Raw genomic sequence first — 16,061 nt, 5'->3', positions numbered from 1 at the left:
AAGGGAAAACCCCAATAGTAAGAGTAGCAGCACCTTTGACTAGGTATGCTGATCCTCTGTTGGTGGTTTTCCCTTTTTATGTATCCTTTGAAGTTTTAACAAATTCTTTAAGTATTTCTCGCAATAGCTTACAGTGCTGTGGCGAAAGCTTGATGCCACTGAAGTACACCTCATCCTGTTGCAAAATTTGCAGCAAATCATAAGGAGAGTGATGTTCAACAGTATTTTGCATATAACCCGCTTTTTGCATGAGATGTTCATGAGAAACACCTAAATGGCTACTAAGCTTTTGAAGAATCTCTGGCGAAGGGGTGCGTCTTTTCCCAGTCTCAATCTGTGAAATATACGCATTACTAATACCAGAAAGTTCTTCTAATTGATTAATGGTGAGTCCTTTACGCTTACGCAAGGAACGAAGATATTCACCAAATTCTTTTGATTCCATATAATCACCAACTATTTCGAATTGAACTATTGATTGCATAAGCAAACAAAGGTAGATATAATAATTACAAAAGTTAAATAAAAATAACTATTGTTATAAAAGGAGCTGACAAAAGAATGAAAGTTGTCGTCAAAGATCCAATACAACTACGCATGATCCTAATTCAAAAAGGGTTTTCACAACGAAACTTTTCAAAATCAGTTGGAATGAGCGAAAACTATTTCAACCAGATTATTAACAATAAAAAGAATCCAAGTCCAATTGTTGCTAAGCGGATTGCAGAACAGTTAGAACTAACATTTGAAGACTTGTTCATTATTCAATAAGGGGGAACAATGACGATGCATCAAACCGTACCAATGAACGATCCGTATCTCGATTCTCTTTTATACATCTTTTCTAATCATAGCAAACTACAAAATTATTTAACAGATGAATATATAAATTTAAAGGAACACATTCTCGAAGTGGAAAAACTAAAAAAGGCTTCCAAACAGTGGTCATCCAGCGAAAAATTCATTTTAAAGCTAGCATTTCACCTATATGGTATCCCAAATAAGCTAGATTTAAACGATATTGATTATTTAGATCAACAAAATAAATGTCTCGTCATGGAAGCGATAAAAATTCGATTCAAAGTAATATAGAAAGGAGTACACCTATGCTTTTTACAGAAGGACAAAAACTATTTAACAAATATATGATTACGCACGGTATGAGCGAAGAAACAATTAAAGGCTATTTAAAAGATTTACGTTTGTTTAATCACTATATGACAGATGTGTACAATACAGCGATTTATGTGGAGGACGTTACGGCAGACGATGTAGAAGAGTATATGTACTATTTGCTCGATGAACGCGAACTTGCCCCTCGAAGCAGAAATCGTTATTTATTCAGCCTCCGCTCATTTTTAAATTATGCGGTGAAAAAACGTTGGGTTGAATTTAACGCTGCAACAGAGGTTGATCCAGTGAAAGTGATGGATGAAAAGAAGGTAGCACTCACTCAGGAAGAAATTGAAGAGCTGTTATCCGCTATTGAACATCCAATCATCCGTTTCGCAGTCGCGCTGTTAAGTTTTACAGGATTGCGAGTAAAGGAAGCACGAACTTTAATATTGTCAGATATTGATTTCGAACAAAATCGTTTATTAGCAAATGGGAAAGGAAAAAAACAACGCTATATCCCCATTGCCCAATCGTTCAAACCATACTTGGAAGAGTATATTGCAGAAATTCGCGAGTCAAATGATTCACCCTATTTACTGGCAACGAAGAAAACCGGAAAATTATCAGCCATCTATATCAATAACGAGCTGCACCGCGCAGTGAAAGAATTAGGATGGGACAAAAACGTCACATGCCACGCCCTACGTAGAAGCTTTGCGACAAACCTATTACGTAAAGGTGTAAATGTTTTTGCCATCTCAAAATTACTAGGCCACGCATCTATCAAAACAACGACTGTATACCTACAGTTAAATGAAAACGAATTACAAGAGGCAGTTAACAAATTATAAGGAGGACAAGAAAAATCATGAGTACAGCAACAGAAAACATGCCAATTTATGATGAACGAGTCAATGAAATTATTAGAAGTTTATCAGACGGAATCACAAGAGACGAATTAGCAGTAAAATATAAACACCGAGACTACCGATCCCTTGATATGTATATGCGTAGACGGAATTTCACGTGGGATTCGGAAGAGAAGAATTATAAGCCAGTAACAACACGTATTAAAAAGAGCGAAATAAAACAAGACGATATTCATAAAGGGAAAGCATCTCGAATCATCCAAGCGTTTAAGGATAACAGTGATGCCAAAACAATTGCACAAGAATACGGATTTGCAGATCATAGAGAATTAGCCGAGTATATGACAAACAGAGGTTACGAATGGCATCAAGATTTAGGTAATTACGTTCGTAAAACAGGAATTGAAAATATAGAGGAATTTCCAACTAAGCCTTCATCATCTAATGAAGGTGCAAATAATGAAAGTACGAAAGCCAGACCGTTACTAAAGAAAGACGATGAATTACTTGTTCTAGTGAAAACGCTATATGAAAAGATAGGAGTAGCAGAAGATCCAATTGTTGATCAAGTACCACGTTATTTAGTTTCTGGAATTGCCAAAACAAAATCGGTACAATTGAGTCATTTATTGCATCAACTATTGGAAGACTTCAGTTATGAAAAAAATATTACTCAACGTCAGATTCTCGAAACAGCTATAATTGATTTCTTCCGGAAGTATGGATACAAACATGAAGTTGATACTTTATTGAGTAGATAACTTTAGAAGGGAATGCTCCCTTCTAGATTACATAGAAAAATTGGTCGTAGAATAACCATTCTATGATAAGTCAGTTTAAAATAGCTTTATTATTGGTCGTAGAATTATTTAATCGCCTATTACGGATTGTTCGCATAATTATTTTATATATAGGAGGCCGCTATGCAGGACTATCTCAATCCCTTTGTCCATTATTTATATGAGGAAGCAAAGGACCATAAAACCATTACGTCTTATCGAACGACAACTGCCCATTTTTTAGAGTGGAAACAGCAGCGGGATGGAGAATATACAATAGAAGAAACTCGTCCAATTGACATTAAGGAATATTCAAGTTATTTAAAACATCAGTGTAAACGAAAGCCCGCTACAATCAATAAATATATTGCTGCCTTAAAGGTTTTCTTTGCTTTTTTATTAGCTGAAGGCACTATAAAAGATAACCCGATGACGCGGATTAAAATCGAAAAAGTGGATTTTTACAGCAGTACCGAACAAACAAAATGGCTAACTAAAGAAGAACAGAACCGCTTTTTTAGCTATGTAGAGTTGGAGCGCAATGAGTTTAAACGGCTACGCAATCTGGCAATTATTGATTTATTGCTGTATTCAGGACTTCGGGTTCATGAAGTTACTTCATTGGAAGTGAACGACATACAAGCCAAAGAAAGAGACTTTAAAGTCATCATACGTGAAGGGAAAGGAAATAAGTATGCGGCCGTATTGCTTGTCCAGAAACATACGCGCAATTTGCGTAAATGGTTAAAATATCGGAAAAGCCTAGAAAAGAAAGTACATAAAGATTCCTCTCAACTATTTGTTTCAGAACGATCCCCATTTTTATCTGAGAGGGGTATACAAAAGATGCTGGTAAAATACGCTCAGTTGGCCCACATGGAAAACATTACTCCCCACCGATTTCGCCATAGCTTTTGCAAGAACTTGGCTAATGCTGGAACACCTATTGAGATTATTAGGCGACTGGCCCGACACGAAAGTATTCAGACGACAGCCATATACGTGGAATCTTCACAGGAGGAACAGGTTGAAGCGTTGAGGAAGATGTAGAAAAGTGAGATTTCGGAGAAATACTATTCAATCAAATAAAGACACCAACGTTGTGAAGTGAACCAAAAATGTTAGACAACTTTATTATGCGACTTGTTGAACCTGAGTTCGGTATTCTACTGGACTCAGGTCATTTAATTTTTCCTTCATGCGAATATTATTGTAGTAAAAAATATAATCGTGTAGTTCTTCTATGAAGTGATTTATACTTTCAAATTCCTGTAGATATAGGAGTTCTGTCTTAAGTATGCCAAAGAAGTTCTCAATAACTGCATTATCGAGACAGTTTCCCTTTCGGGACATGCTTTGTATAATGTTTTTCTCCTTAAGCGTCTTCTGGTACTTACTCATCTGGTAATGCCATCCCTGGTCTGAGTGGAGGATTAACTCATCCTCTGGTTTTAAAACTTCCAAAGCCTGTTCAAGCATGTCACCTACTAAATTAAAAGAGGGACGAGATTGAACTGTATAAGTGATCACCTCACTGTTGTACAAATCAAGAATAGGAGATAGATAGAGTTTCTGTCCGAAAAGACTAAATTCGGTTACGTCCGTTACCCACTTCTCATTTGGTTTGTCAGCTTTGAAATTTCGATTAATAACGTTGGGGGCAACTTTTCCTGTACTTCCTCGATAGGATTTATATTTCTTCATACGAACCTGGCACTTGATTCCTATCTGATTCATTAGCTTGAGGACAGTCTTAGGGTCAAGAACAAAGCCTCTTTTCTCCAACACCTTTTTTATATTCCGGTGGCCATAACGGCCCTTATGTTGATGAAAAATTTCTATTATTGCTTCTTTTGCCTTTGCGTATTTATCTGGGCGGTCTTTGTGCTTAGTCCAGTAATAGTAAGTGCTTCTTGGAATGCCTGCAACTTTAATTAAATCAGCGACTTTATATTCATTCCTTAGTTCAAAAATTACTTGCGCTTTGAGTTTCGTGGTAATTTTTCCTGTTCCCGAACCAAGGCATTCAACTTTTTTAAATAAGCATTCTCCATCCGTAAACGTTCAACTTCTTGGATAAGCGATTCATTCGTTTGATCGGTCAACTTATTCTTTTTTCTCTCTTTAGCCATGGCAGGTCGCCCCTTTTTCTTTGGTAATAGGGCGTCCATTCCTCCTGTTTCAAAGGCTTTCCTCCAGACAAGGATGGTGGAGGGATCGAGTATTTTAAACTTCGCTGCAGCCTCATTTAGAGATATCCAATGGTCGTCCATATATTTGAGTACCTCCATTTTATACGCAGCCGAATAGTTTGTATAACTTTTTCTTAAAGAATCTTCTCCATGTGACTGATATAATTTGAACCACTTCTGAATTGGTTTATGACCAGTATCCAGCTGTTTCCCGATATCCCGAAATGATAATATTCCCTTTTCATATTCCTTTACTGCCCATAATTTATCCTCAAACGTAAATTTGGCCATATAAAAACTGCACCTCCATTGTTAGTTTTGTGTCTAACAATTTCGGTGCAGTTCAGTGGCGGTGTCTTTTTAGTGCATTTACAAATTAAGGTTGTAAATTTCATAAGTAATCCTTTGTTTTACTTTTCAGCTAATACATATCCATTATTATATGTATAAACACCAGTTTGAAAACCGGAGTCTGCTGCAGTTTTTGCACCTGCGGAAAAACAATCAGCTATTTTTTGAGAGGAAAAGGACTTTAAGGCATCCTCCATCATACGTTTATGTAATTCCTCCATTAATAAACTGATTTCCTTTTGGAATTTAACATCAGCTGTTCCTGCTTGTGTTTGGTGACCTAGCGAAACTCCATTTATGAAATATTGAAAACCATAATCCTCTATAAATCTTTCCATAAAAGCACTGTTTTTAATATGTTCAGCATTAGAAAGTCTGGCATGGTGCCGGATTGCGTTACCAATCGTATATAATATTTGTTCAAGTGCTTTTTCATATTGTCCCTTAACTAAGTCCTCAACAGCCTTTGCTTCCTTTGGATATAGCTGCTTAGTTGTGGCATAAGCAACCTCTTTTTTGGCTCTAACAATTTCGTCTTCTTTGGATCCGAATAATATGGTAGTAAATCTACTTAAAAAACCCATTGTAATCCCCCTGTATTCGCTGTTTTGCACTTTTAATCTTCTATTCCTTTCAAATCCACTATTGTTTGATAATCGAATAGGATAGATATAAGGTTATTCAGCTATTTTTGTAATTTTACCAATAAGTGTATATTATATCTATCGACCAAAAGATGGGTAGGTTTAGGAATAAGGTTCTATGGGGGATAGTATCTAGTACTGAACGATACTATCCCCCATTTTTTAAAAATACCATTTATTAAGAAATTTTCTCATTATTACTTAGCCAACTAGAAATAGTCGATTGACTTCTTCCGAGCATTGCTCCTATGGCCTTTTGTGTGAATCCTTCGTCTTTTAATAATAATGCCTTTCTTTTTAATTCACTGAGCTGCCATTCGCTTTTATTAGCGCAAAAGGGGCATCCAGTAGCTCCATTCTTAGAATTAAGAAAATTTTTTACTACAACGAAAACATATTGATCCCACTGATTCCCACAGTCTCGACAAACAAATGTTCTTTTAATATCCTGTTCGGTAGTTGTAATAACATCAGCCAATTCAGCCCTTATATCCTGTCTAAGTTGATTGAATATAATATTTAATTTGGGATCGTCTTTAAGTAATTTCTTAAAAGAATCACTGGATTGTTCAAAGATAATATTTTCATCTTTTAATACATCTACATTTTTCATTTCCTGTTCAATTAATTTTTTAACTTTATTAAACGCCTTAACCTCAATACTTAATGACGACAACCATTCAATAAATTTGTCCAATAATTTAGGAATTACCTCGTTAAGTTCACCCTTGTCATTACTATTACGTTGAATAATATTGTTGAAATTCTCTAAGGTTATATTTGCTAATTTTGCATCTCTAACTCGCACTATATAAATATTATTGTTGGCGGCATATGTATTTTTATCTATGTCGTTTAGTATTCTGTTTATATGTTGAGGACCATCGTATTCAATTGCGAAAAGATAAATATTATTATTAATCCTTAGCTGTATAAAAATATCAAATTCATGGTTACGGTAATACTTATATTTATTGGTAACCTCAATATAAGAGAATTTTGATAGACATCGGGTAAAAGACAAAAAAATCGATTGTTCAGGGAAAGAGCTGCTTTTGGAAATTTTATGCTTTAAACACTTAGATGAGTTTTTAACAATGTTATTAACAGTTGTAGGGGATTCAGTCGTTTTTTGACATACTGAACACTTGAAATACCACTTACGATGATATAAGTTTTCATCATTGGCGGGTATTTTAAATATACTGACCTTATTTTTTTCTTCGTCCCACAAATCAACGATTTTCGGGTGTTTTTCTCCTATTGAAAAGCATTTTCTTTTACAAAATTCCTTAAAGGATTTTCCTTCCCTTAATCCATTTAATACCCAACGGAACTCACTATATGTTGTTTCTTGATAACAAATCGGACATATAAAAGTAATTGAATTTTTACGGGATTTTATCTGGCTGAGTGGCTTACTATTATTAACTGAATATAGTGTTGCTAAGGCAGAATAGTTGGTTTTTGAATCAATTAGCAGTCTGCAAATCCGGCAACAAAGCTTTTCATCTTGATTGTTTTTGATTCTCTTTTTTAGCTCATATAAGCTGATTTTCTCAGGATGACCACAAATGGGCATAATAAAATAAAGATATTTTTTTGTCAGTGATAAGGAAAACTGATCGGGATTTGTTTTAACAATGTGATCTATATCGTGTAAATGCGTTTTGAATCCATATTTGTTAATATGTTGAGGGTAAATGTAATATTTTTCTAAAGAAGAGTAATTAATATTAAGCATCTACATTAACACTACTTTCCAAAATATTTAGGTGTATTTTGTGTAGTGATATGTAGGATATGTATATAGGATTCGAATTTTTAACTTGAAACGATCAGAATACCGGTGAATTGGTAGCTTAATTACTATCACGTAAGAGATAATAGGAATTATAAAGAGGTAATAAAAAACATACATCAGGAGAGCATTAGTACCATTGAGGAAAAAATGTAGTTTTCTGCCCTTTTTTGACTGTTTTTGTTTTAATGAAGGATAATGAAAGGGTAATGCTTAATATATAATTATAAATAATGAGGCAAAATATGCGTTTTAAGATAAAAACTTATTCAAGAAGGAAGGAGGTAAAGAGCATGGGATTTTCGAAATATGATTCAAAATTAACATTAGAGTTTTTATTAGAAACAAACGAAAACCAGTTTTATGATAGAAAGTCCGCAAGTATAAAAATACCAAAGCTTGCAGAAGCAATTGTAGGTTTTGCTAATGCAGATGGGGGATTAATCGCAGTAGGTATTGATGATAGAAAGATTCAAGGGGTGCTTTCACAGGGGAATACAAAAGTAAATGATCTTATTCAATGTGGGTTTGAAAAGTGTTTTCCTTCTGTAAACTTTAAACATGAAAAAATTGAAGTTATAAAAGATAATGGGAAAAGAGATGAAATAATATTAATACATATAGAACCAAGCATAGATACAGTTCATAAAACTGAAGCAGATGAGGTTTTTCTAAGGGTCGGAGACGAAACCAAAAAACTTAGTTTTGACCAAAGGGTAGATTTAGAATATGACAAAGGTAGTCGTCTGTATGAAGATCAGATTATTGAAAACTGTGCTTTAGATAATCTTGATAAGGAAGTATTAGAGAATTATAAAGACACCCTTGATTTTAAAGGGTCAATTGAGGAACTTCTTCTAGCAAGAGGATTTTTACGTAATATAAATGGAGAACTAAAGTTAACAGTTGCTGGGGTCCTAATGTTTGCAAAGTATCCAACTGCATATGTTCCAAGTGCAAAATTAAGGTTTTTCCGTTATGACGGAATAAAGGCTGAAGTAGGCACATCAATGAATATTTCAAAACAAAAATTGTTTGAAGCACCTATTCCTAAATTAATTGATGAATCAAAGGAATTTATTGATACACAATTGAGGGAGTTTACTGCATTAGATAAAAATGTAGGTAAATTTATTACTGTCCCAGAATATCCTCCATTTGCATGGCAAGAAGGTGTTATTAATGCTATTACACATCGAGCCTACAACATTCATGGTGATGATATTAAAGTATTTATGTTTGACGACAGGTTAGAAATCCACAGTCCCGGTCAACTTCCGAACATAGTAAGTGTTGAAAACATTAAATACACAAGATATTCAAGAAACCCAAAGATTGCTCGTGCTTTATCTGAACTTGGCTGGGTACGAGAATTAAATGAAGGTGTAAAGAGGATTTATAGTGACATGGAGCAATTTTTCCTAGATCCGCCAATTTATAAGGAAACAAATTCTTCAGTGATTCTTACATTAAAAAACAACATAATAATGAGAAGGCAGCGAAGAGAAGAGAGAATTTCTTCAATCATCAATAGAAGTTGGAAAACTTTAACGGATGATGAAAAAACAGCTTTGGAAATCGCTTATGGAAAAGATAAATTAAAAACCAAACAACTTGCTGAGGCGTTAGGAAAAAGCCCTCAATATGCACGTAAAATTCTTAAAAAATTAGAGGAAAAAAAGTTCGTAAAAAAAATAGCTTCATCTGAAAAGGACCCAAATTTACATTATATATTGAATAGTGGAGAAGAATCCTCTGATTAGAACCTTGCAATCATTTGTAGGGTTCTTTATTTTTTAAAAATTCTTTTGAGTATGTATGTAATGGTTATTAAGAGAGGGCTAAGTTAATTCATATATAAAGTGATTAGCATGAGGCGAACTAGTAGGAGCTTGACGCGAATTAGTGGAAGCTTGACCCGAACTGAATTAGTTATGGACAGTGGATTAGCATCTGACAGGACCTGTACAAGCATGACGTGGGATGGAATAAGCTTGACGCGAAGAGGGTGTAACATGACGCGAACTAGTGGAAGCTTGACCCGAACTGAATTATTTATGAACAGGGGCTTAGCATCTTACAGGAGTTGTACGAGCATGACGTGGGATGGAATAAGCTTGACGCGAAGAGGGTGTAACATGACGCGAACTAGTGAAAGCTTGACCCAACTGCACCAGTAATATAGGGGCTTAGCATCTGACAAGTCCTGTACGAGCATGGCGTGGGATAGAATAAGCTTGACGCGAAGAATATGCAACATGACGCGAACTAGTGGAAGCTTGACGCGAATAGGGTGCAACTTGACGCAAGGAAGCGGTAGTTTGACATAAATTGCATCAGTATAACAGGAACTTAGTTCTGGCATGATATACATACACTAAAATCAAGTGGAGTAGGGATAAACATTATGCATTTTGAATGGCCTATTTTAAAAAAAGGTTTAAAGGTGAAGGACAGTAATAGTTTTTGTCTACAAATAAAGAGGGAAAACAACCTTTTATTTTACTTACTTACAATTATAATTATTTTCATAGGTCGAATGAGCTTAGATAATTTATTAACTCAGCAAAAAATCAGGTGTAGCAACGCCTAGAGCCAAATGAAAAATACGCCTGTAAAAAAATGTAATGTTCATGGTGTGTAAGTGCGATTGCTAATACAGTTGTAGAACTTTCACTTGAAGAAGCTGTTGAATCAGTAAGCAAAGATGTATTCTCTATCAAAGATGCTGCTGGTACAGTTCTGGAAGTTAAAGAAGCTAAACTTTCTGCAGATGGTGAAACTGTTGAATTAAAAACAGCTGCTCAAACTCCTGCTGCAGTTTACACTTTAACTGTTGATGGAAAAGAATTTAAGTTTGTTGGTATGGTAGCTGATTCTGTAAACCCAGAATTAACTTCTGCTGTAGCAACTAAGAACAACAAAATTGCTCTTACATTCAGCGAAGATGTAAATGCAACTGCATTGAACATTGCTAACTACTCTATCGAAGGACTTCAAGTTCTTTCTGCTGAGTACAAAAAAGATGCTGATGGAAATAGCATTAAAAATGAAGTGATCCTTACTACAGCAGCACAAACAGAAGGTACTATCTATAAGCTAATTGCTACTAACGTTCAAGACTTGAACGGAAATGTAGTAGATTCTGCTAAAGACGAAGCATTATTTGGTGGAATTGCGAAAGATACTGTTAAACCTCGTGTTGGTCACGCAGTAGCAGTTTCAAATATCCACGTTGAAGTTAAATTCAACGAAGAAGTATCAGAACTTTCTGCTGAGAATGTTGCTAACTACAGCATTCCAGGACTAACTGTTGTATCTGCTGAACTTGATGCAGATGATAAGACAAAAGTTACACTTAAAACTTCAGCACAAACAGAAGGTACTATCTATAAGTTAACTGTAACAAATGTTACTGATGAAGATGGTAACACTGTTGACACTGATTATGACGAAGCACAATTCGGTGGTATTGCTGCTGATACTTCTAAACCTGAACTTTTAGGTGCTGTAGCAACAACAAACACAAAAGTATCTTTAACTTTCAATGAAAAGTTAGATAAAGCAGTAGCTGAAAATGTAGCAAACTATTCAATTCCAGGATTGACAGTAACTGCTGCGAAATTGAACACTGCTGGAACTGGCGTTACATTAACTACAACTGCACAAACAGAAGGAACTATTTACAAATTGTCTGTTGCTAACGTAACTGATGTATTCGGAAACGTTATCGACTCTTCTAAGGATGAGTTCCAATTTGGTGGCCTAAGCGCAGATACAACAAAACCAACTCTAGTTTCTGCAACATCTGGAAATGCAGGTAAATCAGTATCTATCGTATTCAGCGAAAAGTTAGATGCTAAAACTGCAAATATGCCTCAAAACTACAATCTTGGTACCGAATTAGGATATGCATTGAAAGCTGAGTTACAAGCTGACGGTGTTACTGTAGTGCTTACAACTAAACAACAAAACGCAAAGGTTTACACAGTTGATGTAACTGGCGTTACAGATCAATCTGGAAATGCAATCAGCGAAGATGCTGATGAAATCAAATTTGCAGGTCAAGGATCAACTGATACAACTGCTCCACGAGTTACTTCTGCTGTAGCAGTAAACAAGAATACAGTTCGTGTTACATTTAACGAGCAAGTTTCTACAACTGGATTAGCAGCTAGTGATTTCACATTAACTACTGCAGCTGGTGGTGCGGTTGCTGGTATGACTAACCCAACTGCTGTAAAGCGTACTGCAGATAAGATGTCAGTCCTTCTACAGTGGGATGATGCGGAGTCATTCACTTCAGGTACTATTTACAAGATTGTTGTTGCTGGTGTCAATGACTTAGCTGGTGTATCTGTCGATGCTAACTACGATGAAGTACAATTTGCTGGTTCTTCTGCTGCGAATGCTGCTCCTGAAGCTTCAGCTGCTGTTGCAATCAACAATAAAACTATTAAAGTTAACTTCAGTGAAGCAGTTAAACTAGAGGACTATGCAGGTGCTAACGACTTTGTTGTTGCAAATGATCTAGTAATTGAAGATGCTGACGGAAATGCAGTAGATGTTTCTGACGCAACTTTTGAACTATCTGAAGACGGAAGAACTTTAACTGTATACCTTCAAACAGGCGCTGTCACATCTGGTGAGATTTATTCATTAGAATTACAAGCTGGCATCTATGATGAGCTTGGTGTTGCTACATTAAACTACAACAAAACAGTTTCATTTGCTGGTGTAGGAAGCACAACAACAGCTCCAAAAGTAAATGCGGTAGTGGCAACTAACCAAGATACTTTGGAAGTTACTTTCGATAAGAAAGTTCAAACTCTTGATGTTGCAGACTTTGCAGTTGACTTAACTGCTGACAGAGCACCGGTATCTGTTGAACTTGATGCAACTGGAACAAAGGCAACTTTCTTCTTTGATTCATCAGATGCAGCTACACAAAAATTTGTAGCAGGAACTGTATATACATTGGTTGTTGCTGATGATGCTTTAGTAAATATGAACGGTGTTGCATCTGATGCGATCACAGCTCAATTTGCTGGAACTTCAAAAACAAATGCTGCACCATCATTATTAGATGCTCGTTATGTAACTGCAGATGGTACAATCGAAATTACATTTAGCGAAGCTCTAAACTTAGATATTGATGGAGACGGCACTGCTAGTGATGCTGACGACTTAGCTGCATTAGCATTAGGTTGGAGCATTGCTGATAGTGACACTGATCTTGCAGATGTTGACCCAACTGTTGATAGTGTAGCTATTAAAACTGGTACTGACAACGTTCTTGTACTAACTCTAGATATGACTGGTGCAGATCTAGATAGCGGACTAACTACTATCACATACGATGCTTCAGCTGGAAGCGTTGAGGATCTAAACCTTAAAGCAATTGCTGAAGATACTACTATTCAATTTGTTAAGTAATCAAAAATTACTTGAAATTCTGGTCTTACCCTTATAGGGTTAGATAACCTGAGCTGCCCTTCGGATAAACTGAGGGGCAGCTTTTTTGTGTGGTAACCGGGGATAGTTCTCAAAAATTTTGGGGAATCGATGAAGTGATCCTTTTAGTTGACGTGATTACTTTTACTAGGATTTTAAGAGCATGGGGACGTACCTTTTGCTTCTTTTGGGTTACGAAATTTGTGTAAAAAGGACGACTTCTGCTTTCTTTATAAAGTAAAGTAGTTTGCTGATGGCCAGGGAGGACATCGGGACGGTTCTCGCGTCTCATAGTAATATGGAGTAATTCTATGAGGAAGGGAGGCGGATGTAATAAGTAGTGTTGGTGCAGCCGCTGTCCACTTATCAACAACCAAAGAATAATTATTAGGAAGAAGGTGAAAAAAGGTGGTATTAGTTAAAGGTTTTGTTGATTATATGATAAATTCATTAACTATATTTAAGATCTTATTATCCATCGATTTCCCTGGTAAAATTCTATTTGATTATCCTGACCAGTATTAAATTCCTACTTCTAAAGGATTTAAAATCAGGATGGATTGATGGGTAAATGGTATAATATACCCTTAAAAATAATAATTATTCCTGAATATTTATTTAGTTTTAATACAAACACTAGCATACGAAACCACCCTATTAATTGAGTGGATTCGTATGCTTTTTTTATGGTGTGAATGTAAAAAGAGCACCAGGTTTTTAATCTATGGAGTAAGGAGGTGGCAAAAATGATAAGAAAGCATATCGTCATTATGCCGGGATTGTATAATCTTCGGTACATGGAGACGAAAGAAACAGAACATAATGAACAGCATAGAATAGCTCAGATAAAAATTAACTAGTACGTGCATGTTCAATTTTTTCTTTACTGTTTATGGTTAAACGGAAAGTGCAAGTCATTTGTAATAGGGAAAACAAAAAAGAATCAGTTGCCAATTTAACCAATAAATTATCTTAACCATATATGGTTACATGTCGGTACTCGTCACACTGACAATAGGTAATAAGCGAAAACAAGTTGATTCTTATATCTTGGACAAATTTTTAGAAAACTAGAACACTTAGTCCAAATAAAAGTAGAACAAAGTAAGGCGAGAAAGGTCAAATTTGAGACTCTTCTAGTCTTTTTTTTATTTTAAAGTAACGGAATATTAGGAAAAATATTGAGGGTAAAAAGGGGGGGCGATGAGTTATTAAGAATTTTTTTAAAAAATTATTGAGTTGTCAAAGAACAAGGAAGGTTGTTAGCACCTTGAAACAAATTCAATAGCAGAATCAATGGTTAAGTCCTTCTTAAATACATGATGCCATTTTAGCATTCGCTTGACCGTATTCTTTTTCACGTTTTGGATTAACTCTATAAAGACGAAGAACTCATCCGCATGTTTTTCGAATGCTTTTTCGTAGATTACTTTTAACCATTTTGGCATTTGCCTTTTTTCTCTTGATTGGTCAAAACCGTCTGATTTATGCTGCAACTTACTGAGGATATTCCATACCCGATATTTCTTATGGTTCTTTCCATAGCATCGTGAATATTTAGCTAAGACTTGTTTCCCATCTGACGTAACAAGTCTGACTATACGATCTGTATATCGGACGATTACTTTCTCACTTTTGTATTCCTCTGGGGCAGAGTAGTAGTTACCATCAAATGCAACTAGCGTATTATTTCTTACACATTTTATTTCTTCTTGGAAATAAGCCATATGTTTCTTTGGAACAGGCGATTTATACCGATTTTCGTGTGTAAGTAGATTGATAATCCTATCACTCTTTTCGTGATGTTTCTTTCCATTTAAAAGATTGAAGATTTTATGTATTTCTTCTTGTAATTTGTTAAGAGACACAAAATCTGCTTGATAAGCAAATAAGTGCGTTTTTAAAGTTTTGACTGCATTTTCTACAGTTCCCTTCTGATTAGGGCGGTATGGGGTGCATAGTCGCACTTCCAAATTGTAATGATGTTCAAGTTGTTGAAATAATGCAGTGAGTTGTGGTTGTTGATCGCGATACTTTTTATGATGGGCCGCAATTTTCATATTATCAATCAGAAGAACAGGATAGACTCCACCGATGTGTTTGGTAAAAGCAATAAATGCTTCTACAAAGTTACGTCCATTCATTCTTTCTGTTACATGCACATAGCGATAGTTGCTATAAGGAAAAGCAAACACAGCAAAGCATACTGTACGACTCCTACCGTTGATCTTTATCTTTTTTGTCCCCCAGTCAAACTGAACCATATGGCCAGCCTCATGAAAGATATCTAGATAACTTTCTTTTAGTCGATTTCGTTCTAACCGAATCCATTCCTTTGCTTTTGTCTTTTTAATAGGAAATCCATCATCAAGCAATTTTTCATGTAATTGATCAACTGTGAACTTGTTCCTTTTGGTTTCAACTGCTAGAAAATAACGAATGCGTTGCCTAGTCAACTCTTCAATTGGCTCATATCTGGATTTACGCTTTGACGAGGTAAGCTTTGTAGACCCTGTTTCTTTGAATAACTGAACACGATGATTAACAGATGCCAAGCAAACATCTACTTTTGCAGCAATAGCTCGCTGAGAGTGACCTGCCAGAATGAGATCAAGAATTTGTGATTCTTTCGTACGTGATAATGCCATTTATACCATCTCCATCTACTAATTTATGAAACTAGTAAATAAGTTATAGTATATGGAATGTATTGGCAAGTAAGTGTGATTTTTCTTTATCTATTAGTGGCTAATTGTTGAATGGGTGCAAGGGGACGTACTTTCAGGTTACGAAATTTGTGGAAAACGGATGATTGCTGTTTTGCTTTACTAAAGTGAAATAGTTTGAAGCAAAGT

12 protein-coding genes are annotated in these 16,061 nt (G+C 35.5%); 7 read left to right on the top strand and 5 right to left on the bottom strand.

The window, feature by feature from the left end; genetic code table 11:
- Nucleotides 1-76: 76 nt before the first annotated feature.
- Nucleotides 77-445 (bottom strand): helix-turn-helix domain-containing protein, encoded by a 369-nt coding sequence (locus J7I80_RS05800; RefSeq protein WP_214736516.1) that lies wholly within the window; start codon nucleotides 443-445, stop codon nucleotides 77-79.
- A gap of 116 nt (nucleotides 446-561) precedes the next feature.
- Between J7I80_RS05800 and J7I80_RS05795 the strand changes: the two genes are divergently transcribed.
- From J7I80_RS05795 to J7I80_RS05775, 5 genes are all read left to right on the top strand, one after another.
- The gene (locus tag J7I80_RS05795; protein ID WP_214736514.1) at nucleotides 562-771 is read left to right on the top strand and encodes a helix-turn-helix transcriptional regulator; all 210 of its coding nucleotides are present in this window, start codon (nucleotides 562-564) and stop codon (nucleotides 769-771) included.
- Nucleotides 772-780: 9 nt separating this feature from the next.
- Nucleotides 781-1,092 carry a DUF6075 family protein gene (locus J7I80_RS05790; protein ID WP_214736512.1) on the top strand — a complete coding sequence of 104 codons (312 nt, stop codon included), beginning with the start codon at nucleotides 781-783 and terminating at the stop codon, nucleotides 1,090-1,092.
- Nucleotides 1,093-1,106: 14 nt separating this feature from the next.
- Nucleotides 1,107-1,967 carry a tyrosine-type recombinase/integrase gene (locus tag J7I80_RS05785; RefSeq protein ID WP_214736510.1) on the top strand — a complete coding sequence of 287 codons (861 nt, stop codon included), beginning with the start codon at nucleotides 1,107-1,109 and terminating at the stop codon, nucleotides 1,965-1,967.
- A gap of 17 nt (nucleotides 1,968-1,984) precedes the next feature.
- Nucleotides 1,985-2,746 carry a hypothetical protein gene (locus J7I80_RS05780; RefSeq protein ID WP_214736508.1) on the top strand — a complete coding sequence of 254 codons (762 nt, stop codon included), beginning with the start codon at nucleotides 1,985-1,987 and terminating at the stop codon, nucleotides 2,744-2,746.
- Nucleotides 2,747-2,908: 162 nt separating this feature from the next.
- Nucleotides 2,909-3,814: a tyrosine-type recombinase/integrase gene (locus tag J7I80_RS05775; protein WP_214736506.1), complete on the top strand. Its 906-nt coding sequence runs from the start codon at nucleotides 2,909-2,911 to the stop codon at nucleotides 3,812-3,814.
- 84 nt (nucleotides 3,815-3,898) lie between these two features.
- Here the strand turns inward: J7I80_RS05775 and J7I80_RS05770 are convergent.
- From J7I80_RS05770 to J7I80_RS05760, 3 genes are all read right to left on the bottom strand, one after another.
- Nucleotides 3,899-5,247, bottom strand: a protein-coding gene (locus J7I80_RS05770) for an IS3 family transposase (protein WP_214736504.1) whose coding sequence is annotated in 2 segments (ribosomal slippage) — nucleotides 3,899-4,803 and nucleotides 4,803-5,247 — 1,350 coding nt in all. Because the reading frame shifts where the segments join, the coding sequence is not laid out codon by codon here.
- 119 nt (nucleotides 5,248-5,366) lie between these two features.
- Entirely contained in the window at nucleotides 5,367-5,891 is a 525-nt protein-coding gene (locus tag J7I80_RS05765; RefSeq protein ID WP_214736502.1) for a hypothetical protein, read from the bottom strand.
- Nucleotides 5,892-6,129: 238 nt separating this feature from the next.
- On the bottom strand, nucleotides 6,130-7,695 hold the full coding sequence (locus J7I80_RS05760; RefSeq protein WP_214736500.1) for a helix-turn-helix domain-containing protein: 1,566 nt from the start codon (nucleotides 7,693-7,695) through the stop codon (nucleotides 6,130-6,132).
- 350 nt (nucleotides 7,696-8,045) lie between these two features.
- On the opposite strand from J7I80_RS05760, the gene J7I80_RS05755 reads away from it, so the two are divergent.
- Nucleotides 8,046-9,515 (top strand): ATP-binding protein, encoded by a 1,470-nt coding sequence (locus J7I80_RS05755; protein ID WP_214736498.1) that lies wholly within the window; start codon nucleotides 8,046-8,048, stop codon nucleotides 9,513-9,515.
- A 1,102-nt stretch (nucleotides 9,516-10,617) separates the two neighbouring features.
- Nucleotides 10,618-13,188: an Ig-like domain-containing domain gene (locus J7I80_RS05750; protein WP_214736495.1), complete on the top strand. Its 2,571-nt coding sequence runs from the start codon at nucleotides 10,618-10,620 to the stop codon at nucleotides 13,186-13,188.
- Between the two features lie 1,280 nt (nucleotides 13,189-14,468).
- Here the strand turns inward: J7I80_RS05750 and istA are convergent.
- On the bottom strand, nucleotides 14,469-15,854 hold the full coding sequence (gene istA, locus J7I80_RS05745) for an IS21 family transposase (protein ID WP_214736493.1): 1,386 nt from the start codon (nucleotides 15,852-15,854) through the stop codon (nucleotides 14,469-14,471).
- Between the last annotated feature and the right edge of the window lie 207 nt (nucleotides 15,855-16,061).

The sequence above is a fragment of the Bacillus sp. ISL-41 genome, assembly GCF_018613235.1.
Classification (GTDB): Bacteria; Bacillota; Bacilli; order Bacillales; family Cytobacillaceae; genus Mesobacillus.
The sequence above is the reverse complement of the archived record's forward strand: the minus strand, read 5'-3'. Positions and strand labels throughout refer to the sequence as shown.

What these genes read in the sequence shown, in the direction of transcription:
- J7I80_RS05785 (WP_214736510.1), top strand. Translation starts at nt 1,107, where the DNA reads ATGCTTTTTACAGAAGGACAAAAACTATTTAACAAATATATGATTACG.
- J7I80_RS05795 (WP_214736514.1), top strand. Translation starts at nt 562, where the DNA reads ATGAAAGTTGTCGTCAAAGATCCAATACAACTACGCATGATCCTAATT.
- J7I80_RS05765 (WP_214736502.1), bottom strand. Translation starts at nt 5,891, where the DNA reads ATGGGTTTTTTAAGTAGATTTACTACCATATTATTCGGATCCAAAGAA.
- J7I80_RS05755 (WP_214736498.1), top strand. Translation starts at nt 8,046, where the DNA reads ATGGGATTTTCGAAATATGATTCAAAATTAACATTAGAGTTTTTATTA.
- istA (WP_214736493.1), bottom strand. Translation starts at nt 15,854, where the DNA reads ATGGCATTATCACGTACGAAAGAATCACAAATTCTTGATCTCATTCTG.
- J7I80_RS05760 (WP_214736500.1), bottom strand. Translation starts at nt 7,695, where the DNA reads ATGCTTAATATTAATTACTCTTCTTTAGAAAAATATTACATTTACCCT.
- J7I80_RS05750 (WP_214736495.1), top strand. Translation starts at nt 10,618, where the DNA reads ATGGTAGCTGATTCTGTAAACCCAGAATTAACTTCTGCTGTAGCAACT.
- J7I80_RS05790 (WP_214736512.1), top strand. Translation starts at nt 781, where the DNA reads ATGACGATGCATCAAACCGTACCAATGAACGATCCGTATCTCGATTCT.
- J7I80_RS05780 (WP_214736508.1), top strand. Translation starts at nt 1,985, where the DNA reads ATGAGTACAGCAACAGAAAACATGCCAATTTATGATGAACGAGTCAAT.
- J7I80_RS05800 (WP_214736516.1), bottom strand. Translation starts at nt 445, where the DNA reads ATGGAATCAAAAGAATTTGGTGAATATCTTCGTTCCTTGCGTAAGCGT.
- J7I80_RS05775 (WP_214736506.1), top strand. Translation starts at nt 2,909, where the DNA reads ATGCAGGACTATCTCAATCCCTTTGTCCATTATTTATATGAGGAAGCA.